We start from the raw sequence: 25,646 nt of genomic DNA on the forward strand, positions 1-25,646 counted from the left end.
GGGCGGGGGACGGGATCAAGACCTTGGGCTCCTCGACGGGTGGGAACCGCAGCGTCACGCGCCGCGTTCAATGAGTGATGATGCGGTGACACAGCGCTACAGCAGATACCGGAGGGACCGGTCTCGGATCATGAGGGCGGCCCGTTTCGCGGGCAGGTCGACCTCGGCGGAGAACCGGAAGCCGGCAGTCAGGAAAGCGGCGATGGAGGGGGTGTTGCGAATGTCAGGCTCTGCGATGACGCGTGCGCAGGAGGACCGCTGCGCGAGAGCGAGATCGGCTACGGCTCGCAACAGCAGACCGCCCAGGCCACGCCCCCGGTCGGCGACGGCACCGACGAGGAGGTGGAGTCCCGTGTCATGAGGCCGGGCGGGGTAGTGGCGGGCCAACGGGTCGAGGTCCGCCCGGTAGATCTCCCAGTAGCTCATCGGCGTTCCGTCCAGCACGCCGATACACGGGACGCTCCGTCCGACGTCGGCGAGCTGGGCCCGCAGGTGCTCCTCGGTCACCTCCTGCGGTCCGGACAGCTCCCAGAACGCCGCGGCAGGGTCGTTCATCCATCGGCTGATGAGCGGAAGGTCACGGTCGACGCGCACGGGGACGAGGTGGAAGACGCCCGCGGAGGTGTCGGCCGGGCCCCAGTCGGCGACCCGGTCGAGGAGGTCGGACTCCGTCAGGAGGACCGAAGTGTCACGGGTCGCGATAAGGGCGATGAGTTCGTCCGGGAGCCTCAGATCCATCGTGTCCTCGCCACGCCCGCCCTCACCGGCGTCCCCCTCGCCGGCATCAGAGCCGAAGTCGGCCGTGACGGGAACAGCGGTACCGAGGTCGGTGGTGGGGTCGGCGAAGGGCACCGAACGCTCCTCTCAGTAAGGGGGGGTGGGGCATGTCCTCAGGGATGAAGGAGGTCAGGCGTGGTCGGGGACGGTCAGGGTGGTCAGGAGTGCAGGGGGTTGGCGATGGTGACGTAGACGGACTGGGTGTCGACCGGGCCGACGAGTTCGTCAAGGCCGTGCAGCCGGGTCAGCAGGTTGGCCTTGCAGCGCAGCACCGGTGAGTCGAGCAGGCGGGCGGGCAGCGACGTGCGCAACCGGGCCGGACCGGAGGCGGCGTTCCCGAGGAAACGGCGGAAGGCGGCGAGCAGCAGCCGCTCGTCGGCCAGTCCCTGGGAGCCGAACGCGCCGATGAGGCCGAGTACGTTGTTGATGGCCAGGTAGTACGCGAAGCGCTCGTCGGCGACCTCGTCGCGGACGAAAGTGTCGCTCTGCTCTCCGATGCCGGGCAACCGGGCATCGAGCTCCGTCCGCCGGGACTCGCGGAAGTAGTAGCCCTGGTTGTCGCGGTAACGGCCGCCCGTGGGCCAGCCCTCGGCGTCCAGCAGGAGCAGAGTGTTCTGCTGGTGCGCTTCGAGGGCGATGCCGGCCTCGGCGTCCAGCCACAGGACGGGACGCACGACGTGCTGGAGGTAGCGCAGGAACCACTCGGCGGCAACGGCCCCGTGCGGTCGGCCGGTCCGGCGGGCGAGACGCGTGACGACCTCGGCCAGCCTGGACCGGAGTACCGGGCCGTGCGTCTCCCGACGGTCCGGTACGGCCCCGGGCCCAGCCGGGGAGCTCGGGCGTGGCGACACGAATCCGGCGACACAGGAGACGTCGTCGGAGGAGGCGAACGGGTTGTGGCGGATCGCCACGTCCAGTCCGGGCAAGGGCACGCCGTCGGCATCGTCCACAGCCAGCCAGGCCGGATCGCGCACGACGTCGAAGCCCGGATGCACGGCACGCCACTGCTGCGCGAGTCCGCTGCGGAGCAGACGGTGGACCTCCACGCCCCGGTGGAGTTCCTTACGGAGGTTCTCGCGGCGGGAGTTGGTGATACGCAGGCCCATCGACAGCTTGAGCATCGCGGGGGCGCCGGTTCGGTAGACGGTTCGTACGGAGGAGGTGGGCTGCCAGGGAGCGCCGTGAGTGCCGAGGTCACGGAGCAGTCCCGCGTCCAGCAGGGCGGCCGTCTCCGGACGGTGCCGGACCTCGCGCGCCTGCCAGGGGTGCAGGGGCAGCAGGGCGTACCCCGCGTACCCGTCCGGCAGCGACAGGCCGGTCCCGGCCAGGCGTGCGGTGAGCCGGGCGGCGGGGACAGGGCGGCCGCGTTCGGTCCAGGCGGAGTCGGTGGCGAGGACGGAGGGAGCGACAGCCATCCAGTGCAGAGGAAGGGAACCGCGCAACTCGGGTGAGTACAGCCGGGCTTCGGTCTCGGAGAGGCCCTCCCGGCTCTTCGGGGACGGATGCAGGGGGTGTCCGAGGACGAGTGCCTGCTCCGCGGCGAGAAAGAGGTCAGGGCCGTCAGCCGGACGTTCCCGGCGATCGCTGACGAAGGCGGCGACACGGCGGAGGGAGTCGGCGACACCCGCGACCAGTGCGACGCCTCCCTGACCGTCACCGGCAGCGCCGCCGGCATCGGGGTCCTCCGCGGACGTTTCTCTGGTGAGCAGGGCGGCGACCGTGACGGCATCGGCCGGCGGGGCATGGTCGGGGGCGTCGGCCAGCTGCGGCAGGCCGAAGCGGTGCCAGCCCGTCGGGGACCAGTAGCGGACCGGGGCGAGAAGGGCCGTGCCGCTGGCGGGAAGGGGGATGCGAAGGACCCCGTCGGAGGGGGCCGGCTGGTCGTTCTCACGCACCCAGCAGCGCAGCAGGTTCTCCACGGCGGCCGCCCGGGCGGCGATGTGCGGGTCGGGGTGGTCCAGGAGGTCGGTGACGGGTCCGGCGTTCAGCTCCGCGGCGGAAGGTGACGCGGGCCTCGGCCTCGGGCCAGGGACCGCCGAGTCGACAGACGCGCCCGACAGCCCGGCGTCGACGGAACCTCCCCGCATCGTGGCGTGTTCGTCGGGCTCGGGGATGGCGTTCAACACGGGTACCTCGTGGGGTGGTTCAGGGGCGTGCGGTCGGGGCGGCGAGTCGAGGAGTTCCCCTCGGCCGGCTGGTCGGGGCCCGAGGGCCCAAGGGGTGCAGGCTCACCGCGTGAACCCGCACGGCATTGAGGCTCACGGCGTATGCGGCGCCGCTGCCGCTCCCCCATGGCACCGAGCAGCCGCTCGGACGGCGTCGGCCAGACGGTCCAGCACGGCGGCCGCCTGTTCGTCGGTGATCGTCAGCGGTGGCAGCAGTCGTACGACGCTCGCGTGGCGGCCGCCGAGTCCGACGATGAGGCCGCGCCGCAGGCACTCCCGCTGGACCGCGGCAGCCAGTCCGGGGGCGGCGGGAAGGGCCCGGGGCGCACGGTCCGGCATCGCCGACGCTCCCCCGGCTTCCCCCTCGGGACCCACGAACTCCACCCCGATCATGAGCCCCTTCCCCCGCACCTCACCTACGCAGGGGAATTCGCCTGCCAGGTCTCGGAGTTGGTCCAGCATGCGCGCGCCGAGGGTCGCGGCGCGCTCGGCGAGGTCGTTCTCCCGGACGTGGGCGAGGGTTGCCGTGCCGGCGGCCATGGCGAGCTGGTTGCCGCGGAAGGTGCCGGTGGGAGCGCCTGATTCCCCCGTGTCGAGGTCGTCGCGGTGGACGACGACGGCCAGCGGCAGGCTGCCTCCGATGGCCTTGGAGAGGACCATCACGTCGGGGGTCACTCCGCTGTGTTCTACCGCCCAGAAGGCGCCGGTCCGCCCGACGCCCGTCTGGATCTCGTCGGCGATCAGCGGGACGGACCGGTCGGCAGTGAGCTGCCGCATGCGCCGCAGCCAGGTGTCCGGTGCGGGGATCACCCCGCCCTCGCCCTGGACGGGTTCGACGATCATCCCGGCGGGGAGCGGCACGCCCGACCCGGGGTCGTCGAGGACGGACTCGGTCCAGCGGGCGGCGAGGTCGGCCCCGGCCTCGCCGCCGACTCCGAACGGACAGCGGTAGTCCTGCGGGTAGGGCAGGCGGGTGACCCGTACGCCGTGGGCGTCCGCGGGCGCGTCGGGCGGCCCGGCGGTTCGTCCGTGGCAGGCGCCGGTGAACGCGATGAGGCCGGTCCGCCCGGTCGCCGCGCGGACGAGTTCGCAGGCGGTCTCCACTGCGTCGCTGCCGGCCGGTCCGCAGAAGCGCACACGGGCACGGCCGGCGAGGCCTGGCGGCAGGGTGCGGAACAACTCGGTGATGAAGGCGTCCTTGACGGGGGTCGCCAGGTCGAGGACGTTCAGGGGCGCACCGGAGTCGAGGACCTTGCGGATGGCCTCCAGGACGACGGGGTGGTTGTGCCCGAGCGCGAGCGCGCCGGCGCCCGAGAGGCAGTCCAGGTAGCGGCGGCCGTCCGCGCCCTCGATGGTCAGCCCTCGCGCCCGCACCGGGACGATCGGCAGGGCCCGGGCATAGGTCCGGGCCGCGGACTCGCGCGCGGACTGGCGGCGCAGAATCCCCTCCTGTGCGGCGCGCGTTCCTGGTGCCGCGCCGTCGTCGACCGCACCACCGGGGAGGGTTCTCACCGGCGTACGCCCCACAGCGGCCTCCTCTGACGCACATCCCCCACGGGTGGATTCCGCCACGACTTCCCTGACCTCCCACTGGGCACGGGCACCGAGGACCGCACACAGACAGCAGACCCCCCACCGCTACCAACCCCCGACCGCTCACCGGGTTACGGGTTGCTTCAAGATCCTTTCCGTGACGGAACTGTTGCGGTTCCGTCGGACCGCCCCCACAGCCACCGCATAGTGTGTGGTGCCGTTCCCGGGCGCCGGGAGGTCGGCCCGAACTCCCCGTGAGTTCGGCGGACACCGCACCCGAGGGGCCGGTTCGTCCCAGTTCGTTCACATCAGGGGGAGTCAGATCATGCGATCCATACGGCCGTCGTCCACCACCAGCCGAGGGGGGTGGACGCGCCGCAGGAACTCCCCCGTGCTGGCCGCCGTGGCCCTCGCCTCGACGCTCGCGCTGACCGCCACCGCCTGCGAGTCGGGCGACGCCGCTGCGGGCGGTGAGGCCTCCGCGTCCGCCACCGCCTCCGACGACGGCAAGCTCAAGATCCCGGACGACATCAGGGACCGGCTGCGCGAGCACGGGATCGATGTCGACAAGTGGAAGAACGGCGCCTGGAAGAACTGGGACCGGGACGACTGGCTGCGCGAGGCCAACGAGTACATCAACCCGATCATCGAAGGCCTCTGGGACCCGGACCGCATGCGGGAGGCCGAGGAGCCCGACCAGGGCGTGGACGACAGCGACCTCGCCGGTGACCAGGGCGTGACCGACCCCACGCCCGAGCCCGTCGAGGCGCAGGCCGTGCCGCCGTCGTACCACGCCAACGCCCCGACGGCCGGGAAGGTGTTCTTCGACTCCCCCGAGGGCTCGGCCGTCTGCTCGGCGACGGTGGTGAAGGACCCCGCCCACCCGGGCAAGTCCAACCTGGTGTGGACGGCGGGCCACTGCGTGCACGCGGGCAAGAAGGGCGGCTGGTACCGCAACATCGCGTTCGTGCCGTCGTACAACGACGACGGCAAGCCGGTCGCGGAACTGGAGAACGCCACCCGGGAGGACGTGGCTCCCTACGGTGTCTGGTGGGGCGACTGGGCGCAGACCTCGGACCAGTGGATCGAACAGGGCGGTTCGACGGGTGGGGACGGCGCTTCGTACGACTTCGCGGTCATCCATGTGACGCCTGAGAAGGGCAGCGGCGGCAAGTCGCTGGAGGAGATGGTCGGTTCGGCGCTGCCGGTCGACTTCAAGGCTCCCGCCGTACCGAAGACGAAGAGTGTCACGGCGATCGGCTACCCGGCCGCGCCTCCGTACGACGGGCAGAAGCTCTACCGGTGCCAGGACCGGCCCGGCCGCCTGTCGGTCACGGCGTCGGATCCGACGATGTACCGCATCGGCTGCACCATGACCGGCGGTTCGTCGGGCGGCGGCTGGGTCGCGCCGGGGTCGGACGGCAAGCCGGCGCTGGTGTCCAACACCTCGATCGGCCCGGTGAAGTCGGGCTGGCTGGCCGGACCGCGTCTCGGCGGCGAGGCCAAGGGCGTGTACGACTCGGTGAGCGAGAAGTTCGCGGGCCGCTGACCACAGGGCCGGTCAGCGCGGCGGTGGGGCCGGGGACTCACGGAAACCTTCACCGGCCCACCGCCGTTCGCACCCAACTCCACGGGCATAGTGGGGTGTCGCGCATCGCAGGCCACGCTGCGGCCTCTGCGTGACAAGCGCATGACATTCACACGCAGCAGCACCCAAGCACGCACAGCACGCACAGCACGCATCAACGGGGGTCATCGCACCATGCGTTCCACACGTACGTCCGCGGCACCGAGGCGCGGGCGGCGCACCGTCCTCGCCGCCACCGGGCTCGTCGCCGCCCTGGCGCTCACGGCCACCGCCTGTGACGGTTCGGCGGACTCGGCGAGCGACAAGCCCGACGCCACCACCTCGCAGGCCGCGGACGGCGGCGGCGAGGTCCGGATCCCGGCCGACCTCGCGGGCAAGCTCGAGGAGCACGGGATCGACGCCGAGCGGTGGAAGGACGGGGGCTGGAAGGACTGGGACAAGGACAAGTGGCTCAGTGACGCCAAGGACTTCGTCAACCCGGTGATCGAGGGCCTCTGGAAGCCCGACCGGATGCAGTCCGCGAAGGAGGCTGACAAGACGGTCACCACGAAGGACGCGTCGGCCGGTCAGGGCGTCAGCGATCCGGATCCGGCGCCCGTCCGGGCGCAGGCGGAGAAGACGCCGTACCACCGGAACGCGGCGCCGGTCGGCAAGGTCTTCTTCGACTCCCCCGACGGCCCGGCCGTCTGCTCCGGCACGGTCGTCAAGGACGTCAACCACCCGGGCAAGTCCAACCTGGTGTGGACGGCGGGCCACTGCGTGCACGCCGGCGGCGACGGCGGCTGGTACCGCAACATCACCTTCGTGCCCGCCTACAACGACTACGGCAAGTCCGAGGCGGAGCTGACCAACGCGAACCCGACCGAGATCGCCCCGTACGGCAACTGGTGGGCTGACTGGGCCTCGACCTCGAACCAGTGGATCAAGGGCGGCTCGGAGACCGGCGGCGAGGGAGCCGCGTACGACTACGCCGTGCTGCACGTGAAGCCCGAGCGGGGCGGCAAGTCCCTGGAGGAGACGGTCGGCGCCGCGCTGGACGTGGACTTCTCCACCCCCTCCGCGGCCGAGGCGCGCAAGATGGGCGCCTGGGGCTACCCGGCAGCGCCGCCCTACAACGGCCTGAAGATGTTCAAGTGCGTCGACATCCCCGGCCGGTTCTCGCTCAGCCCGAGCCTGCCGACGATGCACCGCATCGGCTGCACCATGACCGGCGGCTCGTCCGGCGGCGGCTGGTTCCGGGTGCTCAACGGCAAGTCCGTGCTCGTGTCCAACACCTCGATCGGCCCGGCCGACAACACCTGGCTGGCGGGCCCGCAGCTGGGCCGCGACGCCGAGGCGCTCTACCAGAACATGAGCAAGACGTACGGCGGTCGCTGACCGAAGCATGCCGAAGGCCCGCTCCCTGTCCGCAGGGAGCGGGCCTTCGGCGTGCTTGCGCGCTTGCGCTTACGTCAGAGCGCCGGTGCCGGAGCGTACGGCGCGAGCTCCGCCGCCAGCTCCTCGTGCACCCGCACCTTGAGCAGGGTGCCCTCCGGGGTGTGCTCCTCGGAGATCACCTCGCCCTCGTCATGGGCACGGGCGACCAGCTTGCCGTGCGTGTACGGCACGAGCGCCTCGATCTCGACCGACGGGCGCGGCAGCTCGTTGTCGATGAGCGCGAGCAGCGTGTCGATGCCCTGGCCGGTGCGGGCCGAGACGGCGATGGACCGCTTCTCGACGCGCAGCAGCCGCTGCAGGGTCAGCGGGTCGGCCGCGTCGGCCTTGTTGATCACGACGATCTCGGGTACGTCGGTGGCGCCGACGTCCCTGATCACCTCGCGCACGGCGGCCAACTGCTCCTCCGGGTTCGGGTGCGAACCGTCCACCACGTGCAGGATCATGTCGGACTCGCCGACCTCCTCCATCGTGGAGCGGAACGCCTCGACCAGGTGGTGCGGCAGATGGCGGACGAAGCCGACGGTGTCGGCCAGCGTGTACAGCCGTCCGCTCGGGGTCTCGGCCCGGCGCACGGTCGGGTCGAGGGTCGCGAACAGGGCGTTCTCGACCAGCACGCCCGCGCCCGTGAGGCGGTTGAGCAGCGAGGACTTGCCGGCGTTGGTGTAGCCCGCGATGGCGACCGAGGGCACCTTGTTGCGCTTGCGCTCCTGGCGCTTGATCTCGCGGCCGGTCTTCATCTCCGCGATCTCCCGGCGCATCTTCGCCATCTTCTCGCGGATCCGCCGCCGGTCCGTCTCGATCTTGGTCTCACCGGGACCACGGGTGGCGAGGCCGCCGCCCTTGCCGCCGCCCATCTGCCGGGACAGCGACTGACCCCAGCCGCGCAGCCTCGGCAGCATGTACTGCATCTGCGCGAGCGCGACCTGTGCCTTGCCCTCTCGGGACTTGGCGTGCTGGGCGAAGATGTCCAGGATCAGGGCCGTACGGTCGATGACCTTGACCTTGACGACGTCCTCGAGGTGGATGAGCTGGCCCGGGCTGAGCTCACCGTCGCAGATGACGGTGTCCGCGCCCGACTCGAGGACGATGTCCCGCAGCTCCTCGGCCTTGCCGGAGCCGATGTACGTGGCCGCGTCGGGCTTGTCGCGACGCTGGGTGACACCGTCGAGCACGAGCGCGCCCGCCGTCTCCGCGAGGGCGGCGAGCTCCGCGAGGGAGTTCTCCGAATCCTGCACGGTTCCCGAGGTCCAGACGCCGACGAGCACGACCCGCTCCAGGCGGAGCTGGCGGTACTCGACCTCGGTGACGTCCTCGAGCTCGGTGGAGAGGCCCACCACACGGCGCAGGGCCGCGCGGTCGGAGCGGTCGAACTGTTCGCCGTCCCGCTCTCCGTCGATCTCGTGGCTCCAGGCGACGTCCTCTTCCATCAGGGCATCGGCCCGAAGACCCTCGGGGTGGCTCTGCGTGAAGCGCTTGGTGTCCTGGGAGGGGGAAGAAGAGGAGGTCATTGGATCCTTACGTAGCTGGGAAGCCGTTCACTGTTCAGAACGCACGAGCACTCCGGGAGATTCCCTGCGCTCCGTGCCGCGCCGACCTGTCGATAGTCGCACGGCACGGGGCGTCTCGTCACCGTGTTATCGAGCGGCTCCCGGCGCGGGCGCACCCTGCTTCGCGGGCACACCCGGTTTCGCGGAGGCCTGAGGCTTCCAGTCGGGGTGGCCCGGCATCGGCGGGGTCTTCTCGCCGTACAGCCAGTCCTTGAAGAAGCCGCTCAGGTCGCGCCCGGAGATCTCGGAGGCGAGCCGGACGTAGTCCGCCGTCGAGGCCGTGCCGTCCTGGTAGCGGCTGACCCAGGCGCGCTGCAGGCGGTCGAAGGCGGAGCTGCCGATCTCCTCGCGCAGGGCGTACAGGACGAGCGTCGCGCCCTCGTACACGTTGTGCCGGAAGATGCCGGTCTTGCGGCCGGGCTCGGGAAGCTTCGGGGCGGCCGGCGGGCCGCCGACCGCCCGCCAGCCGTCGGAGGAGGCGTACGCGGCCTTCATACGGTCCCGCATCGGCTTGCCGCCCCGGACCTCGGCGTACAGCGCCTCGTACCAGGTGGCGTATCCCTCGTTGAGCCACAGGTCCGACCAGGTGCGAGGGCTGACGCTGTCGCCGAACCACTGGTGGGCCAGCTCGTGGGCCATGATCGACTCGACGTACCACTCCGGGTAGGCGGACTCGGTGAAGAGCTCCCGCTCGAAGAGGGAGAGCGTCTGGGTCTCGAGTTCGAAGCCGGTGGAGGCGTCCGCCACGAGCATGCCGTACGTCTCGAAGGGGTAGCGGCCGAGCTTCTTCTCCATCCAGGCGATCTGGGCGGGGGTCTTCCTCAGCCAGGGTTCGAGCGCCTTGCGGTCCCGGGTCGGTACGACGTCCCGTACGGGCAGTCCGTGCGGGCCGGTGCGGTGCAGCACGGTGGAGCGGCCGATGGAGACCTGGGTCAGCTCGGTGGCCATGGGGTGGTGGGTGCGGAAGGTCCACGTGGTCGAACCGTCGGACCTGGCCACACCGGCGGGCAGGCCGTTGGCGACGGCCGTGAGGCCCTTGGGTGTGGTGACCCGGATGGTGAACATCGCCTTGTCGGAGGGATGGTCGTTGCCGGGGAACACCCGGTGCGCCGCATCGGCCTGGTTGGCCATGGCGAGGCCGTCCGTGGTGCGTACCCAGCCGCTCTCGCGGCCCTTGGCGGACACGGGGTCGCTGGTGTGCCGCACGGTGATCCGCATCCAGTCGCCGTCCGACACGGCTTCCTGGGGCGTGATCACCAGGTCCTCGCCGGCCGTGCCGAACCCGGCGGGCTCGCCGTCGACCTCTACCGAGTCGACCGTGCCGTTGGCGAAGTCGAGATTGACGCGGTCCAGGTCGGCGGTGGCTTGGGCCTTGATGGTGGTGACGGCCCGCAGCGGCCGGCTGTTGCTGCCGGGATAGGTGAAGGAGAGGTCGTACGACGTCACGTCGTAGCCGGGGTTGCCCAGGTACGGGAAGAGGCGGTCGCCGACGCCGAGCGGGACGACGGGGGCACTCGCGGCGACGAGGCAGACGGAGACGGCCGAGGCGAGCAGCGCCGCGGTCGTTCTGCGACGGCGCGAACGGGGTGCCTGGTTCTGGGGGGTGAGGAGCATGCCCCACGGCTATCAGCGCAGGCGAGCGCGGTGGGGACGGCGCGCGTCCGGCCCGTCCGGGGCTCACCCGCCCGGCCGTCCGTCCGTACCTGCTCAGCCGCCCTGTGTCTGCGGCTGCGCCCGGCTGACGTCGTACACCCCGGCCACGTTGCGCATCGCGCGCATGAGGGCGGGCAGGTGGGCCGCGTCCGGGAGTTGCACGGTGTACGTGTGCCGCACCTGCTGCTGGGTCGGGGGCTCGACGGTCGCCGAGACGATCTCGGCGCCTTCGAGGGCCATGGCCTCGGTGAGGTCCGCGAGCAGATGGGGCCGGACGAACGATTCGGCGACCAGCGTGACCCGGCACTCGGTGGTGTCGCCCCAGCGCACGCCGACCTCTGGACGCCCCGCGTCCTTCATACGGGCCACGGCGGCGCACTCGACGCGGTGCACGGTGACCGCTCCGCCGCGTACGGAGAAGCCGGTGATCTCGTCGGGCGGTACGGGCGTACAGCAGCCGGCGAGCCGGACGGTCGCGTCGGGCAGGTCGGCGAGGACGTGGCCGGCGGCGGGGCGGGCGGACGTCTGTTCGGGGGCCGGCCCGTCCGTGCCGGGGGCGTCGCCGCCGGCGGGCCGGGGCGCCGCCGCGCGTTCCTCGGTCTGCCGGTCCTCCCGGGCCTCGGTCCGCTGGGCCTCGGCCTGCGCCGGGTGGGCGGTCAGCCACCGCTGGATGGCGATCCGGGCCGCGGGTGTGTGGGCGTGCTCCAGCCACTCCCGGGACGGCTCGGAGGCCGGGTCCTGGCCCATGAGGAGCTGGACGGTGTCGCCGTCCTTGAGGACGGTGCTGAGCGTCGCCAGGCGGCCGTTGACCCGGGCGCCGATGCACGCGTGCGCGTCCTCGCCGTACTGCGCGTACGCGGCGTCCACGCAGGTCGCGCCGTCGGGCAGGCCGATCGTGCCGCCGTCGGGCCGGAACACGGTGATCTCGCGGTCCTGGGCGAGGTCCTCGCGCAGCGTCGACCAGAAGTGGTCCGGGTCGGGTGCCGCCTCCTGCCAGTCGAGGAGCCGGGAGAGCCAGCCGGGGCGGGTGGGGTCGACGCGCTCGCCGTCGGCCGGGTCGTCGGGGGCCGGTGCGTAGGGGTTGCCGAGCGCCACCACGCCGGCCTCGGCGACCTTGTGCATCTGGTGCGTGCGGATGAGGACTTCGACGACCTGGCCGTTCTCCCGGGCGACGGCCGTGTGCAGGGACTGGTACAGGTTGAACTTCGGTACGGCGATGAAGTCCTTGAACTCGGAGACCACCGGCGTCATACAGGTGTGCAGTTCGCCCAGGACTCCGTAGCAGTCGGCGTCCTCGTTCACCAGCACCAGGAGGCGGCCGAAGTCGGAGCCGCGGAGCCGGCCGCGTTTGCGGGAGACCCGGTGCACGGAGACGAAGTGGCGGGGCCGGATGAGGACTTCGGCCGGGATGTCCGCCTCGCGCAGCACGGTCCGCACCTCGTCGGCGACCTCCGCGAGCGGGTCGTCCGAGCGGGCGGCGTTGCGGACGATCAGCTCTCTTGTGTGCGCGTACTCGTCGGGGTGCAGGATCGCGAAGACCAGGTCTTCCAGTTCGGTCTTGAGCGCCTGGACGCCGAGCCGTTCGGCGAGCGGGATGAGCACATCACGTGTCACCTTGGCGATGCGCTCCTGTTTCTCGGGGCGCATGACGCCGAGGGTGCGCATGTTGTGCAGCCGGTCGGCGAGTTTGATCGACATGACGCGGACGTCGTTGCCGGTGGCGACGAGCATCTTGCGGAAGGTCTCGGACTCGGCGGCGGCGCCGTAGTCGACCTTCTCCAGTTTGGTGACGCCGTCGACGAGGTAGCGGACCTCCTCGCCGAACTGGTCGCGGACCTGGTCGAGCGTCACGTCCGTGTCCTCGACGGTGTCGTGGAGCAGGGACGCGGTCAACGTCGTGGTCTCGGCGCCGAGTTCGGCGAGGATCAGGGTCACGGCGAGCGGGTGCGTGATGTACGGCTCGCCGCTCTTGCGCATCTGCCCGCGGTGCGAGGACTCGGCCAGGACGTAGGCGTGGCGCAGGGGTTCGAGGTCGGCGTCGGGGTGGTGGGCGCGGTGGGCCTCGACGACGTGGCTGATGGCGTCGGGCAGCCGGTCGCGGGCGGTGGAGCCGAGGAGCGCGGCTCGGCCCAGGCGGCGCAGGTCGATCCGGGGACGGGCCTTTCTGCGCGGGGCCGTCGGCGTCACCGGTGATGACACCGCGCCCGGCATCGGGCCTGGGGTCACGGAATTCGTGGCCTCCGCACTCATGGGCACCTCCGGCTGCGTGGACCGGCGGACGGGTGCCCCTGGGCGGACACGGCTCACGGGGCGGCTTCGGTCCCCCGTCCGGGCCGGTGCTTGATGCTACCGAGCCCACCACGCCCGGCTGACCGCCTCTCGCCGAGCGTGAAACTGATCACCCATTCGAGGGATGAATGTGAGGTTTGTGCCCCGTTACGTCGCGACCATGACGGTCGCTTTTCCGCCAAGTGGCCGATTTACACGGCGGTTTCGAGTCGAGTGGCCGAGGGCGAGCGGCTGTTTCGGGCCGATCGCCCCCTGCTCACGCGCCGGTGGCGGTTTCCAGCCAGACCGAGTCGATCTCGCCCTCGGCCACGATCACGGCCGGGCCGGTCATCTCGATCTCGCCGTCGGGCCGCTCGGTGATCACCAGGGTGCCGCCGGGGACGTCCACGGTGTATGTCGCCGGGACGCCGGTGGCCGCCGGGTCGGCGCCGTCGCGCCGGGCGGTGGCCACGGCGACCGCGCACGCGCCCGTGCCGCACGAGCGGGTCTCGCCGGAACCCCGCTCGTGCACGCGCATCGCGACGTGCCCGGGGCCTCGGTCGATCACGAACTCGACGTTCACACCGTCCGGGTAGGCGCCAGCCGGGCTGAAGGGCGGCGGGGAGAGCAGATCGCCCGCGTGGGCGAGATCCTCCACGAAGGCGACCGCGTGCGGGTTGCCCATGTTGACGTTCCGCGCGGGCCAGCCGCGCTCGCCGACACTCACCGTGACGTCGCCCTCGGGGAGCAGCGCCCTGCCCATGCCCACGGTGACGTCACCGTCCTTGGCGATGTGCACGGCCTTCACGCCCCCGCGCGTGGCGACGGCGATGTCTCCTTCGGCCACGTGCCCGGCGCGCTGGAGGTAGCGCGCGAACACCCGCACGCCGTTGCCGCACATCTCCGCGATCGAGCCGTCGCCGTTGCGGTAGTCCATGAACCACTCCGCCTCGGCCGCCAGGTGCCGGGCCTCGGGGTGCGCGGCGGACCGCACGACGTGCAGCAGTCCGTCACCGCCGATGCCCGCGCGGCGGTCGCACAGGGCGGCGACGGCGGCCGGGGGCAGTTCGATGGTGTTCTCGGGGTCCGGGACGATCACGAAGTCGTTCTCGGTGCCGTGGCCCTTGAGGAAGGCGATCCGCGTGCGCGTGCTCATTCCTCGATCGTACGGGGCGTTCCGCGGGGAGCGCCGTGGGAGGGGCCGGGGCTGTGGGTCCGTGCGGGTGCGTCGTGGCTGGTCGCGCAGTTCCCCGCGCCCCTTTGGGGCGCGAGCCTCAGGGTGCCTTAGCGGAGCCTTGCCACCCGCCAGACGGCGAGGACCACTACGACGGCGACCACCAGGGCGTACGCGAGTACGACCCGCCAGTCCGGTCTGCGGCCGGAGCCGCGGGGCGGCAGGCCCGGCCAGGTGTGGCCGACGCGGCGGGCGGCCATCATGCCCCAGCCGGCCGCGCACGAGCAGATCAGCAGTCCGAGCATGGCGATGACGGCCCCGCTGTCGCCGAAGTCGAAGGCGAGCGGGAACGCGAACATCAGGGAGCCGAGTGCGGCCAGGGCCACGATGGGCGCGAGCTGCCAGATGCGCAGCCGGCGCTGCGGGCGCAGCTCGACCTCGACCTCCTCCGCGAACATCTCGTCGGGCTCGGGGCCGTCGTCCGTCACACCCTGCGTCTCGTCGTCGGGCCCGTCGGAGCTGAGACGGTCCGTCTCCTGCTCGGATCCGTCCAGGCGCTCCGGTTCATCCCGGTCGGCGGTGATGTGATCGGTGCTATGTGCGGTGTCGCGAGGGCCGGCCTCCATCGCCACGCGCCCTCCCAACTAGGACTCACTCGGTCGATCGAAGCTCGATGATGGCACGCCGCCGGAGGCCCGGATGACGGCCTGGGCGTCCCGATGCCATGACGTGATCAGGCTGTAACCGGTCGTTCGACCAAGGACAGTGCGAGCTGCGGAAGTTCTGTGAGATCGGCCGCAGCCCCACTCAACCAGTGCACCCGAGGATCGCGCCTGAACCATGAATCCTGACGGCGCGCGAAGCGCTTGGTGGCACGTACGGTCTCGGTCCGCGCTTCCTCGATCGTGCACTCCCCGGCGAGCGCCGCGAGGACCTGCTGGTAGCCGAGCGCGCGCGAGGCCGTACGCCCTTCTCGCAACCCCTGCGCCTCCAGTGCGCGCACCTCGTCCACGAGGCCGGCGTCCCACATCCGGTCGACCCGGCGCGCGATGCGCTCGTCCAGCTCGGGCCGGGCCACGTCGACGCCGATCTGGAGGGTGTCGTAGACGGAGTCGTGGCCGGGGAGGTTGGCGGTGAAGGGCCGGCCGGTGATCTCGATCACCTCAAGGGCCCGGACGACCCGGCGGCCGTTGCTCGGCAGGATCGCGCGAGCGGCCTCGGGGTCGGCGGCGGCAAGGCGGGCGTGCAGCGCGCCCGAGCCGCGCAGGGTGAGTTCCTCCTCCAGGCGGGCGCGGACCTCGGGGTCGGTGCCGGGGAACTCCATCTTGTCGACGGCCCCCCGCACATACAGTCCGGAGCCGCCGACCAGGATCGGCCAGCGGCCCTCGGCGAGCAGCACCTCGATCCGCTCCCGGGCGAGGCGCTGGTACTCGGCGACGGACGCCGTGACGGTCACGTCCCAGATGTCCATGAGGTGGTGCGGGACGCCACCACGCTCCTCGGGCGTCAGCTTGGCGGTGCCGATGTCCATCCCTCGGTAGAGCTGCATGGAGTCGGCGTTGACGACCTCACCGCCGAGACGCTGGGCCAGGAAAACGCCCAGATCGGACTTTCCGGCCGCAGTTGGTCCGACGACGGCGATGACGCGGGGGGCGGGGGGTGCACTGCTCACCGAGACAGTCTCGCAAACCTCGAACCCCGGTCTCGAACGAGTTACGTGACGCCACGACTGTGGGGTCGTTGCCCGTTGCGAGGTTCCTGCCGCCGGATCACGGAGGCGGTGGCCCGGGTCGCGCAAACGGACGCACCGGGCAACGCGGGATTTCGCCCGCACGAGTAACGTATGGAGTGGATATGGGCGTTTTTGCACGACTTCTCCGGCGGTCGAAGACCACGGCTGAGGCGCCTGCCGCCGAGGCTCAGGCAGACACGGCGAAGGCCGGTCCCGAGGCGGAGGAGGCGTCCGAGGCACCGGAGGCCAAGGCGGTTGACGGAGCCACGGAAGCGGCCGAGGCGAGTGCCGAAGCCCCCGCCGAGGCCACCGAGGGCGAAGGCCTCGACATCCCCAAGCAGCAGTCCACCGACAAGGCGGCCGACAACGAGGCCGGCGAGGGCGCCCGTACGTGACCGCCCCGCGCGAGGGAAGGTGAAGCGATGGGTCTCCTGGACAACATGAAGGCCAAGCTGGGCCCGGCCAAGGGCAAGGTCTCGGACCTCGCGCAGCGGCACGAGGGCAAGGTGCACCACGGCATCGAGAAGGCCGCGCACGCCGTCGACAAGAGGACCAAGGGCAAGTACAGCGACAAGATCCAGACGGGCACGGGCAAGGCCAAGGGCGCCATGGACCGACTCGCGCACAAGGACGACCACGGACCGGACGCGACCGGCACGACACCACCGCAGGACGCGGGCGGTACGACACCCCCGCCGAACGCGGGCGGCACCACGCCGCCGAACGCGCCCCCGCCCGCTTCCTGAGCGCGCGTCGACGCATTGACTCTCCGAACGCAGCACTGAAGGGCACAACGGCGGACGGCCGCGGAGCACGAGGGCTCCCGGCCGTCCGCCGTTTCCCGTGCCCTGCCGCGGGGCGGCCGCCCCGTCTACGACCAGGTGGCCACGATGTATCCCACCCCGTACGGCGCGTCCTCGTACAGCAGCGATCCGCCGAGGTCCGCGCCCTCGGCCGCACCCGCCAGGACCTGCCAGGGGGCCCGGCCGGACGCCTTCAGCTCGTGCGCCAGCCGTGTGTCCAGGGCCGTGAGCGCGGCCACGTCCGCAGTGCCGAGCGCACGTGCGACCTCGGCGTCGAAGGGCGCCGCCCGTTCGTCCAGATAGCCCGGGGCCTTGAGCGTCCGGCACGCGCTGGCGTCCCCCATCACCAGCAGCGCGACCCGGTCGGCCCGTGCGGCGATGTCCCGTCCGGTCCGGGCACACCCCTCGGGCGTGAGGGACTCCCCTGATTCCCCCACACCGAGCCCCTCGACCGGGGCGTCGGACCACCCGGTCCGCTCCAGCAGCCAGGCGGCCACCGCCAGCGAGTACGGCAGCCGCTGTTCTCCGCGCGGGCCCGGGGCCGGCCCCAGCCGTACGTCGAGATCGACACCGAAGCTCCGGAACGAGCCCCTTGTGCCCTCCGGGTAGGTCACGGGCCCGGCGCTCTCCACCGGCTCGACCGGCCCACCCGGCCCGACGACCACGAGCCGGTCGGGCCGGGCGGCGGCCAGCACACCCAGGGCGTCCGTGCAGGCGGCCCTCGCGGCGTCCAGCTCCGGTGCGGTGCCCGCGGCTACCTCGGGGACCAGAAGGGGCGGGCAGGGGCAGACAGCGGCGGCGACAAGCATGATCGGCAGGGTAACCCCGGGGACCCGCTCGCACGCATCCCGCGCCCGGTGAACCGGGCGCGGGTCTCCCCGGGCGGGACCGGTCAGTCCAGGCCGCAGCCGCTCGTCGCGACCGGAAGCGGCTCGGGCACGCCGATCTTCGGCAGGCCGAGCAGCACTCCGGCCGACTGGGCCGGCTTGCCCGTCTTCTCGGCGTTGCGCTTCTCCCAGGCGTCGCCCGCGCGGGTGCGGCGCACGTCGAGCACCGCGCCCTCGGCGAGGAGGTGGTGCGGAGCGGCGTAGGTGATCTCGACCGTCACCACATCGCCGGGGCGGACCTCCTGGTCCGGCTTGGTGAAGTGGACGAGGCGGTTGTCGGGGGCGCGGCCGGACAGCCGGTGGGTGGTGTCGTCCTTGCGGCCCTCGCCCTCGGCGACCATCAGCTCCAGCGTGCGGCCGACCTGCTTCTTGTTCTCCTCCCAGGAGATCTCCTCCTGGAGGGCGACGAGACGCTCGTAGCGCTCCTGGACGACCTTCTTGGGGATCTGGCCGTCCATCTCGGCGGCCGGTGTGCCGGGGCGCTTTGAGTACTGGAAGGTGAAGGCCTGGGCGAAGCGGGCCTCGCGCACCACGTGCAGCGTCTGCTCGAAGTCCTCCTCGGTCTCGCCGGGGAAGCCCACGATGATGTCGGTGCTGATCGCCGCGTGCGGGATGGCGGCGCGGACCTTCTCGATGATCCCCAGGAAGCGCTCCTGCCGGTAGGAGCGGCGCATGGCCTTCAGGACCGGGTCCGAGCCGGACTGGAGCGGCATGTGCAGCTGCGGCATCGCGTTCGGCGTCTCGGCCATGGCGGCGATGACGTCGTCGGTGAAGTCACGCGGGTGCGGGGAGGTGAAGCGGACGCGCTCCAGGCCGTCGATCCTGCCGCAGGCGCGCAGCAGCTTGCTGAAGGCCTCGCGGTCGCCGATGTCGGAGCCGTACGCGTTGACGTTCTGGCCGAGCAGCGTGATCTCGGAGACGCCCTCGCCGACCAGGGCCTCGATCTCGGCGAGGATGTCGCCGGGGCGGCGGTCCTTCTCCTTGCCGCGCAGGGCCGGGACGATGCAGAAGGTGCAGGTGTTGTTGCACCCGACGGAGATGGACACCCAAGCCGCGTAGGCGCTCTCGCGGCGCGTCGGCAGCGTCGACGGGAACTCCTCCAGCGACTCGGCGATCTCGACCTGCGCCTCTTCCTGCACGCGCGCGCGTTCCAGCAGGACCGGCAGCTTGCCGATGTTGTGCGTGCCGAAGACGACGTCCACCCAGGGCGCCCGCTTCACGATGGTGTCGCGGTCCTTCTGCGCCAGACAGCCGCCGACCGCGATCTGCATGCCGGGGCGGCTCGCCTTCTTCGGCGCGAGGTGGCCCAGGTTGCCGTACAGCTTGTTGTCGGCGTTCTCGCGCACCGCACACGTGTTGAAGACGACGACGTCCGCCTCGCCGTCGGAACCCTCGGGGGCGCGCACATAGCCCGCGTCCTCCAGCAGACCGGACAATCGCTCGGAGTCGTGGACGTTCATCTGGCACCCGTAGGTGCGTACCTCGTATGTGCGTGTGCCGCCCACTGACTGGCTCCGGTCGATGCTGCTCATGGGGACAAGGGTAGGCGGTCGCCGGAAGTGGCTCGGTCGCCTGTGGACAACAGGGCCCGGGGGCCTACGGCTCGATCAGGCCGGCGCGGATCGCGTACCGGGTCAGCTCCAGGCGGTCGCGCATGCCGAGCTTCTGGAGGAGGTTGGCGCGGTGGCGTTCGACCGTCTTGGCGCTGATGAAGAGGAGTTCGCCGATCTCCTTCGAGGTGTGGCCCTCGGCGACCAGCTTGAGGATCTCCTCCTCGCGTTCGGTGATGGCCCGTTCCGGCAGGCCGTCGCCCCGGTGCAGCCGCTCCAGGTAGGAGCGGACGAGGGCCCGCTCGGCGCCCGGGTAGATGAACGGCTCGTCGCGCACGGCCGCCCGGCAGGCCTCGACCAGGTCACGGTCGGCGACGGATTTGAGGACGTAGCCGCTGGCTCCGGCCCTGAGCGCCTCGAAGAAGTACTCCTCGTTGTCGTACATCGTCAGGATCAGGATGTGCAGGTCCGGCAGCCGGCGGGAGAGTTCGCGGGCCGCCTGGAGGCCGGTCATGCGGGGCATGGCGACATCGAGGACGGCCAGGTCCACGGTGGTGTCCCGGGCCCGGGCGACAGCCTCGGCACCGTCCCCGGCCTCGGCCACGACCGTCAGGTCCGGCTCCCCGTCCAGGATGAGGCGCACTCCCCGGCGTACGAGGGTGTGGTCGTCGGCGAGCAGGACTCGGATCGGGGCGGGGGCGGACATCAGCGGGCTCCTTCCGTCTCCGGTACGCGCAGGCGTACGTCGGTGCCCCGGCCGGGGGCCGGTTCGACGGTGAGGGCGGCGCCGATCAGGAGGGCGCGTTCGCGCATACCCGTGATTCCGGCGCCCTCCGGGGCGTCGCCGACGCCCGTGCCGTTGTCGCGTACGAGGAGTTCGACGCCGCCGGGGACCTGCTGGAGGCGGAGTTCGGCGCGGTCGGCGCCGGCATGGCGGGCGGTGTTGGTCAGGCCTTCCTGGGCCACCCGGTAGACGACGAGTTCCGATTCCGGGCTCAGGGCGGGGAGGTCGCCGGTGACATGGTGGCGCACGGTCAGCCCGTGGGTCGTGAACTCGGAGGTGAGCGAGCGCAGGGCGCTGGCCAGCCCGAGCTCCTCCAGGACACCGGGGCGCAGCCGGCGGGCGATACGGCGGATCTCGTCCAGACCTGCCCGGGTCGCCTCCTGCGCCTGGCCCACCTCCTCGCGCAGTTCCTCGGGCGCCCGGTCGGCGACGCGCTTGAGCTGGAGCAGGACGGCGGTCAGGGTCTGCCCGACCTCGTCGTGGAGCTCACGGGCGATCCGCTGCCGTTCGCTCTCCTGTGCGGACAGTGCCCGGGCGGCGCCCGCGGCCCGCTCGGCCTCCAGCCGGTCGAGCATCGTGTTGTACGTCGTGATCAGCGCCGCCGTCTCCGCCGGGCCGGCGACCACCGGGCGGGTTCCCGGACGCAACAGGTCGGCGGTGGCCATGGCCCTGCCGAGCCGTTGCAGCGGCGCGAGGCCGAAGCGCAGCACCAGCGCGTTGCCCGCCAGTAGCAGCACCAGCCCGACGAGCAGGACGAGTGCCTCGCCCGCCAGGACGGGGGTGGACACGGTGACCGGACCGAGCAGCAATGCCGTCGCCACGACCAGGCCCGCGGCGTTGAGCGAGAAGATCCGCCAGAACAACGACACGTTCCTGGATCCGCCCCTTCCGGCCTTCGCGTACGGCACCTCCCGCTCCACCCTTTCCGGCGACCGGCCGCTGTGTATATCCGTCACAACACCCATGTCGTCACCGTACGGCCGGATGGCAGCATGCGGACTTGACCCGTCCGTTGATCGACACCGTTCACATCGCTCACGACACCGACACAGCACCACCGACAAGACAAACAAACCAAACAAGACGAAAAAGGGGAAGAAACGTGTCAGCTCCGCGCCTGAGGGCGACGCCGCTGCCGGGTATCGGGGTCCAGTACGACCTGGAGACCCGCGAACACCGCCATCTGTCGGTGGTGGCGCACCGCGACGGCACGCGCACGGTGAACGTGTACCGGGCCGACGATCCCGACTCCTGCGCGCATTCGCTGCGGCTGACCAGCTCGGAGGCGGGTTCGCTGATCGACGCGCTGAAGCCCTCCCACCACAGCCCGAGCCTGCTGTACACCACGGACCTGGGACTGGTGGCCGAGCGGATCGAGGTGGCGGCGACCTCGCGCTGGAACGGGCGGGTGCTGGGCGACATGAAGATGCGGACGGAGACGGGCGCTTCGGTCGTGGCGGTGCTGCGCCGGGCCGAGGCCATTCCCTCGCCCGCGCCGGACTTCCGGCTGGCGGGCGGTGACACGCTGATCGTCGTAGGGACCCGTGAGGGCGTCGACGCCGCCGCGACGATACTCGGGCGGGAGTGAGCCTGTGCACTCCGCGGTCCTGCTCATCGAGTTCGGTTCCATCATCCTCGGCCTCGGCCTGCTCGGCCGGTTCGCCGCCCGTTTCCGGCTCTCGCCGATACCGCTGTACCTCCTGGCCGGTCTGGCCTTCGGCGAAGGCGGGTTGCTGCCGCTGGGCGCGAGTGAGGAGTTCGTCGCCACGGGCGCCGAGATCGGCGTCATCCTGCTCCTGCTGATGCTGGGCCTGGAGTACACGGCGAGCGATCTGGTCTCCAACCTCAAGACGCACTACCCGTCCGGTCTGGTCGACTGCGCGCTCAACGCGCTGCCCGGAGCGGCGGTGGCGCTGCTGCTCGGCTGGGGGCCGGTGGCCGCCGTCGTCCTGGCCGGTGTCACCTGGATCTCGTCGTCCGGCGTGATCGCGAAGGTGCTCGGCGATCTGGGCCGGGTCGGCAACCGGGAGACACCCGTCATCCTCAGTGTGCTGGTGCTCGAGGATCTGGCGATGGCCGTGTACCTGCCCATCGTCACGGCACTGGTGGCGGGCGTCGGGCTGATGGCCGGCAGTGTGACCCTGGCGATCGCGCTGGGCGCGGCCGGGCTCGTGCTGTTCCTCGCCCTGCGCTACGGCAGGCTCATCTCACGGTTCGTCTCCAGCGACGACCCGGAGAAGCTGCTGCTGGTGGTGCTGGGCCTGACGATCCTGGTCGCGGGTGTCGCGCAGCAGCTCCAGGTGTCGGCGGCGGTGGGCGCCTTCCTGGTGGGCATCGCGCTGTCGGGAGAGGTGGCGGAGGGTGCGCACACCCTCCTCAGCCCCTTGCGCGACCTGTTCGCGGCGGTCTTCTTCGTCTTCTTCGGACTGCACACCGACCCGTCCAGCATCCCGCCCGTCCTGCTGCCCGCCCTCGCGCTGGCCGTCGTCACGGCCCTGACGAAGATCGCCACCGGGTACTGGGCGGCCCGGCGCGCCGGGATCTCCGTCAAGGGCCGCTGGCGGGCGGGCGGTGCGCTGGTGGCCCGCGGGGAGTTCTCGATCGTCATCGCCGGTCTGGCGGTCGCGGCCGGCATCGAACCGTCCCTCGGCCCCCTGGCCACGGCCTATGTCCTCATCCTGGTCGTCCTGGGTCCCCTCACCGCGCGCTACACGGAGCCGGTGGCGATGTGGTGGAGCGGACGCCGCGAGGCCCGTCGGGGAGCCCCGGAACCCGCGCCCCGGAAGGCCGAGGCTGAGGCGCGGGTGGGCGACTGAGGAGGGGGTGGGTCACCTCGGGGACCTCTGGTCACTGCCCGAAGCCCACCCCTGCCTCCGCAGCACCCCCGGCACATCCGGTGCCTCGTAGTGCTCGCCCTTGAGGACCTTGCCGTCCTCGCGTCGGGAGACCATGCCGTCGGGGCCGATCTTGGTCATGTTGGAGCGGTGGATCTCGGTCAGTACCGCGTCGAGGTCGATCCCATGGACGAGGGCGGTGCCGTACGCGACGTAGACGACGTCCGCCAGTTCGTGGGCGAGCCTGTCGAGCGGGCCCCGGACCGACACCTCGGCGACCTCCGCGGCCTCCTCCGCGAGGAGTTCGCCGCGGTGGGCGGCGAGTTCCGGGGAGACCTCCGTCGGGGTACTGCGGGCGTCCAGGCCGAAGGCGAGGTGGAATTCACGGACCAGGTCGGCGGGCGAGGAGCTCATGGGGACGACAGTAGCGGCCGCCACTGACACTCCTCCCCGGCCCGGCGCCGGACCCCGCCCCTGGTCAGCGGGGCACCAAGGCTGGCAGGATCTCGCGCATGTCCAAGATGTTCCCCCGTATCGGCAGGCGCCGGGCCCTGCAGGGCGGCGCCGCCTCCCTCCTGGTCCTCGGGCTGCTGCTGTCGTGGCTGCGCCCCTGGGCCGAGGAGCCTCCGGGCGGGGCGATCACGTTCAGCACGGGCACGCGCGCCGGCGTCTACCACGAGTACGGCGAACTCCTGCGCGCCGAGATCGACCAGGACATGCCGGACCTGAAGGTGCGCCTGCTGACCAGCGCAGGGTCGCAGGAGAACGTCTCGGACGTGGCGACGGGCAAGGCCGACTTCGCGATCGCGGCGGCGGACGCGGTCGCCACGTACAAGCTCGACCACGGTGCGAGCGCCGGCCGGCTGCGCGGCATGGCCCGCCTGTACGACGACTACCTGCAGCTCGTCGTGCCGCCGGACTCCGACATCCGCTCCGTCGCGGACCTGCGGGGCAAGCGCGTCGCCATAGGGCTGCCGAACTCCGGCGTGCGGCTGATCGCGAACGGGGTCCTCAAGGCGGCCGGGATCGACCCGGAGAAGGACATCAAGCCCTCCTCGGACGGCATCGACACCGGTCCCAAGCGGCTGGGGCACGGCCTCGACGCGTTCTTCTGGTCGGGCGGACTGCCCACGGACGGGCTCAGCCGTCTCGCCAAGAAGTCGTCCTCCGCCTTCCGGTTCGTGCCGATCGACGCCGGGCTCGTCGCCAAGCTGCACGACCAGGGCGGTGCCACGCGGTACTACCGCGCCACCAAGATGCCGGAGTCGGCCTACCCCACCATCCAGCGTGGTGACCCGGTGCCGACCCTGGCGGTGTCCAACCTGCTGGTCACGCGCAGTGACATGAACCCCCGGCTCACCGAGTGGCTGACCCGTACGGTGATCGACAGCCGGGACGGTATCGGCGCGACCGTCCACTCCGCGCAGCTGGTCGACGTCCGCACGGCGATCTACACCGACCCGCTCCAGCTGCATCGCGGTGCCCAGCGCTACTACCAGTCCGTCAAGCCGTAGGCCCCGACCTCGGCACCGTCACCGTCACCCGCAGCCCGTGCGGCTCGTGACGGCCGTATGCGACGGAACCGCCGCCCGCCGCGAGCAGTGCCCGCGAGATGGACAGTCCCAGGCCCGAGCCCTTGATGTTCTGGTGGCGGCTGCTGCGCCAGAAGCGGTCGCCGATGCGGGCCAGCTCCTCGTCGGTGAGTCCGGGGCCGTGGTCGGTGACGACGATGGTGGAGGTGTCGCCGTCGAAGGCGACGGTCACCTCGACGGCCTGGTCCTCGGGTGTGAACTTGACCGCGTTGTCGATGACCGCGTCCAGCGCGCTGGACAGCGCGACCGGGTCGGCCCACCCGGTCGTGGGCGGGCAGTCGCCGACCAGGCGTACGCCCTTGGCCTCGGCGGTCGGGGCCCAGGCCGCGAGGCGTTCGGCGGCGAGCTCGCCGATGTCGGTGATCCTCAGGTCCGCCTCGGTGTGCTCAGCCAGCGCCAGATCCAGCAGATCGTCCAGGACCTGCGCGAGACGCTTGCCCTCGGCCTGGACGGAGGCGATCTCCTTGTTGCCCTCGGGCAGCTCGAAGGAGAGCAGCTCGATGCGCAGCAGCAGCGCCGCGAGCGGGTTGCGCAGCTGGTGCGAGGCGTCGGCGACGAAGGCGCGCTGCTGCTCCAGTACATCCTCGACGTTGTCCGCCATCTCGTTGAACGACCGGGCCAGACGCCTGAGTTCCGGCGGTCCGCCGGCGGCCGCGACCCGGGACTTGAGCCGCCCGGTGGCGATGTCGTGGGTGGTGGCGTCGAGGACGCGTACCGGCCGCAGGACCCAGCCGGTCAGCCGCAGGGCGGCGCCGACCGCCAGCAGCATCGCGGCGCCCTCGCCCGCGCCGATGACCAGCCAGCCGTGCAGGGTGCGCGAGCGCATCTGCCCGGTGGGCGAGTCGGTGACCACGACCGCGACGACGTCCCCGTCCCGGATGACCGGCGAGGCGACCACCAGGTTGTGGCGCTGCCAGGGCCAGACCTGCTTCGGATCGTGGCTGCGGCGGCTGAGCAGGGCCTCGTCGAAGGCGTCGCGCACCTCGCCCTCTTCCGGCAGGGACCACCTGGCCGGTGCGTGAGCCATGGCACTGCCGCTGCGGTAGAAGACACCGGCCCGGATGCCGTAGACGTCGTAGTAGCTGTCGAGTTCGCTGCTGAGCGTCGCCAGGCGCTCGTTCTCGAACGCGCCGGTGGTGCCGTCGGGCGAGTCGGTGACGAACTGGGCGAGGGCGGCGAAGCGCGCGGTGTCGTCGATCCGGTCGACGACGACCTTCTGCTGCTGGGCCCCGGCCAGGCTGACGGCGAGCGGGACCCCGAGCGCGAGCAGCACGGCCGCCATCAGGATGATCAGCAGCGGGAGCAGACGAGTGCGCACCCGG

The 25,646-nt window shown here is 71.6% G+C and carries 22 protein-coding genes; 7 read left to right on the top strand and 15 right to left on the bottom strand.

The features are described 5' to 3' along the window. Positions 1-96: 96 nt before the first annotated feature. From ACFT32_RS38895 to ACFT32_RS38905, 3 genes are all read right to left on the bottom strand, one after another. Positions 97-852: a GNAT family N-acetyltransferase gene (locus ACFT32_RS38895; RefSeq protein ID WP_382498603.1), complete on the bottom strand. Its 756-nt coding sequence runs from the start codon at positions 850-852 to the stop codon at positions 97-99. Positions 853-935: 83 nt separating this feature from the next. After that, positions 936-2,864, bottom strand: a complete 1,929-nt coding sequence (locus tag ACFT32_RS38900; protein WP_382498694.1) for an IucA/IucC family protein — start codon at positions 2,862-2,864, stop codon at positions 936-938. Between the two features lie 171 nt (positions 2,865-3,035). Then, a complete protein-coding gene (locus tag ACFT32_RS38905) occupies positions 3,036-4,469 on the bottom strand; it encodes a diaminobutyrate--2-oxoglutarate transaminase family protein (RefSeq protein ID WP_382498605.1) in 1,434 nt (477 codons plus the stop codon). 331 nt (positions 4,470-4,800) lie between these two features. Between ACFT32_RS38905 and ACFT32_RS38910 the strand changes: the two genes are divergently transcribed. Together ACFT32_RS38910 and ACFT32_RS38915 are read left to right on the top strand one after the other, a co-directional pair. Beyond that, positions 4,801-6,024: a trypsin-like serine peptidase gene (locus ACFT32_RS38910; RefSeq protein WP_382498606.1), complete on the top strand. Its 1,224-nt coding sequence runs from the start codon at positions 4,801-4,803 to the stop codon at positions 6,022-6,024. A 213-nt stretch (positions 6,025-6,237) separates the two neighbouring features. After that, positions 6,238-7,440 (top strand): trypsin-like serine peptidase, encoded by a 1,203-nt coding sequence (locus ACFT32_RS38915; RefSeq protein WP_382498608.1) that lies wholly within the window; start codon positions 6,238-6,240, stop codon positions 7,438-7,440. 74 nt (positions 7,441-7,514) lie between these two features. On the opposite strand, the gene hflX is transcribed toward ACFT32_RS38915, so the two are convergent. The 6 genes from hflX to miaA form a co-directional block, all read right to left on the bottom strand. Continuing rightward, positions 7,515-9,008, bottom strand: coding sequence for a GTPase HflX (gene hflX / locus ACFT32_RS38920; protein ID WP_382498610.1), 1,494 nt, complete (start codon positions 9,006-9,008; stop codon positions 7,515-7,517). Between the two features lie 126 nt (positions 9,009-9,134). Further along, entirely contained in the window at positions 9,135-10,661 is a 1,527-nt protein-coding gene (locus ACFT32_RS38925; RefSeq protein WP_382498612.1) for a M1 family metallopeptidase, read from the bottom strand. A gap of 93 nt (positions 10,662-10,754) precedes the next feature. Further along, on the bottom strand, positions 10,755-12,950 hold the full coding sequence (locus ACFT32_RS38930) for a RelA/SpoT family protein (protein ID WP_382498613.1): 2,196 nt from the start codon (positions 12,948-12,950) through the stop codon (positions 10,755-10,757). A 295-nt stretch (positions 12,951-13,245) separates the two neighbouring features. Next, on the bottom strand, positions 13,246-14,124 hold the full coding sequence (gene dapF, locus ACFT32_RS38935; RefSeq protein ID WP_382498614.1) for a diaminopimelate epimerase: 879 nt from the start codon (positions 14,122-14,124) through the stop codon (positions 13,246-13,248). 128 nt (positions 14,125-14,252) lie between these two features. After that, the gene (locus ACFT32_RS38940) at positions 14,253-14,768 is read right to left on the bottom strand and encodes a hypothetical protein (RefSeq protein WP_382498696.1); all 516 of its coding nucleotides are present in this window, start codon (positions 14,766-14,768) and stop codon (positions 14,253-14,255) included. A gap of 107 nt (positions 14,769-14,875) precedes the next feature. Next, the gene (gene miaA, locus ACFT32_RS38945) at positions 14,876-15,814 is read right to left on the bottom strand and encodes a tRNA (adenosine(37)-N6)-dimethylallyltransferase MiaA (RefSeq protein WP_382498616.1); all 939 of its coding nucleotides are present in this window, start codon (positions 15,812-15,814) and stop codon (positions 14,876-14,878) included. 182 nt (positions 15,815-15,996) lie between these two features. Here miaA and ACFT32_RS38950 point away from each other — a divergent pair, with 182 nt between their 5' ends. Then, positions 15,997-16,269 (top strand): hypothetical protein, encoded by a 273-nt coding sequence (locus tag ACFT32_RS38950; protein ID WP_382498618.1) that lies wholly within the window; start codon positions 15,997-15,999, stop codon positions 16,267-16,269. 27 nt (positions 16,270-16,296) lie between these two features. Beyond that, entirely contained in the window at positions 16,297-16,620 is a 324-nt protein-coding gene (locus tag ACFT32_RS38955) for an antitoxin (RefSeq protein ID WP_382498620.1), read from the top strand. 125 nt (positions 16,621-16,745) lie between these two features. Here the strand turns inward: ACFT32_RS38955 and ACFT32_RS38960 are convergent, their stop codons facing one another. The 4 genes from ACFT32_RS38960 to ACFT32_RS38975 form a co-directional block, all read right to left on the bottom strand. After that, entirely contained in the window at positions 16,746-17,486 is a 741-nt protein-coding gene (locus ACFT32_RS38960; RefSeq protein WP_382498622.1) for a class III extradiol dioxygenase subunit B-like domain-containing protein, read from the bottom strand. Positions 17,487-17,569: 83 nt separating this feature from the next. Beyond that, positions 17,570-19,096 carry a tRNA (N6-isopentenyl adenosine(37)-C2)-methylthiotransferase MiaB gene (miaB, locus tag ACFT32_RS38965; RefSeq protein ID WP_382498624.1) on the bottom strand — a complete coding sequence of 509 codons (1,527 nt, stop codon included), beginning with the start codon at positions 19,094-19,096 and terminating at the stop codon, positions 17,570-17,572. A 64-nt stretch (positions 19,097-19,160) separates the two neighbouring features. Then, positions 19,161-19,820, bottom strand: coding sequence for a response regulator (locus tag ACFT32_RS38970; protein ID WP_382498626.1), 660 nt, complete (start codon positions 19,818-19,820; stop codon positions 19,161-19,163). Further along, positions 19,820-20,863 (bottom strand): sensor histidine kinase, encoded by a 1,044-nt coding sequence (locus ACFT32_RS38975; RefSeq protein WP_382498628.1) that lies wholly within the window; start codon positions 20,861-20,863, stop codon positions 19,820-19,822. Before ACFT32_RS38975 ends, ACFT32_RS38970 begins: the two co-directional genes overlap by 1 nt. Before the next feature lie 137 nt (positions 20,864-21,000). On the opposite strand from ACFT32_RS38975, the gene ACFT32_RS38980 reads away from it, so the two are divergent. Together ACFT32_RS38980 and ACFT32_RS38985 are read left to right on the top strand one after the other, a co-directional pair. Beyond that, the gene (locus ACFT32_RS38980; protein WP_189721861.1) at positions 21,001-21,486 is read left to right on the top strand and encodes a cation:proton antiporter regulatory subunit; all 486 of its coding nucleotides are present in this window, start codon (positions 21,001-21,003) and stop codon (positions 21,484-21,486) included. Positions 21,487-21,490: 4 nt separating this feature from the next. Then, positions 21,491-22,714 carry a cation:proton antiporter gene (locus ACFT32_RS38985; protein ID WP_382498630.1) on the top strand — a complete coding sequence of 408 codons (1,224 nt, stop codon included), beginning with the start codon at positions 21,491-21,493 and terminating at the stop codon, positions 22,712-22,714. Between the two features lie 12 nt (positions 22,715-22,726). On the opposite strand, the gene ACFT32_RS38990 is transcribed toward ACFT32_RS38985, so the two are convergent. Next, positions 22,727-23,146: a MazG nucleotide pyrophosphohydrolase domain-containing protein gene (locus tag ACFT32_RS38990; RefSeq protein WP_382498632.1), complete on the bottom strand. Its 420-nt coding sequence runs from the start codon at positions 23,144-23,146 to the stop codon at positions 22,727-22,729. Between the two features lie 98 nt (positions 23,147-23,244). Here ACFT32_RS38990 and ACFT32_RS38995 point away from each other — a divergent pair, with 98 nt between their 5' ends. Beyond that, positions 23,245-24,246, top strand: coding sequence for a TAXI family TRAP transporter solute-binding subunit (locus ACFT32_RS38995; RefSeq protein ID WP_382498633.1), 1,002 nt, complete (start codon positions 23,245-23,247; stop codon positions 24,244-24,246). On the opposite strand, the gene ACFT32_RS39000 is transcribed toward ACFT32_RS38995, so the two are convergent. Then, positions 24,236-25,642: a sensor histidine kinase gene (locus tag ACFT32_RS39000; protein ID WP_382498635.1), complete on the bottom strand. Its 1,407-nt coding sequence runs from the start codon at positions 25,640-25,642 to the stop codon at positions 24,236-24,238. The genes ACFT32_RS38995 and ACFT32_RS39000 overlap by 11 nt on opposite strands. Between the last annotated feature and the right edge of the window lie 4 nt (positions 25,643-25,646).

The organism is Streptomyces sp. NPDC057002 (genome assembly GCF_042673825.1).
Taxonomy (GTDB): Bacteria; Actinomycetota; Actinomycetes; order Streptomycetales; family Streptomycetaceae; genus Streptomyces.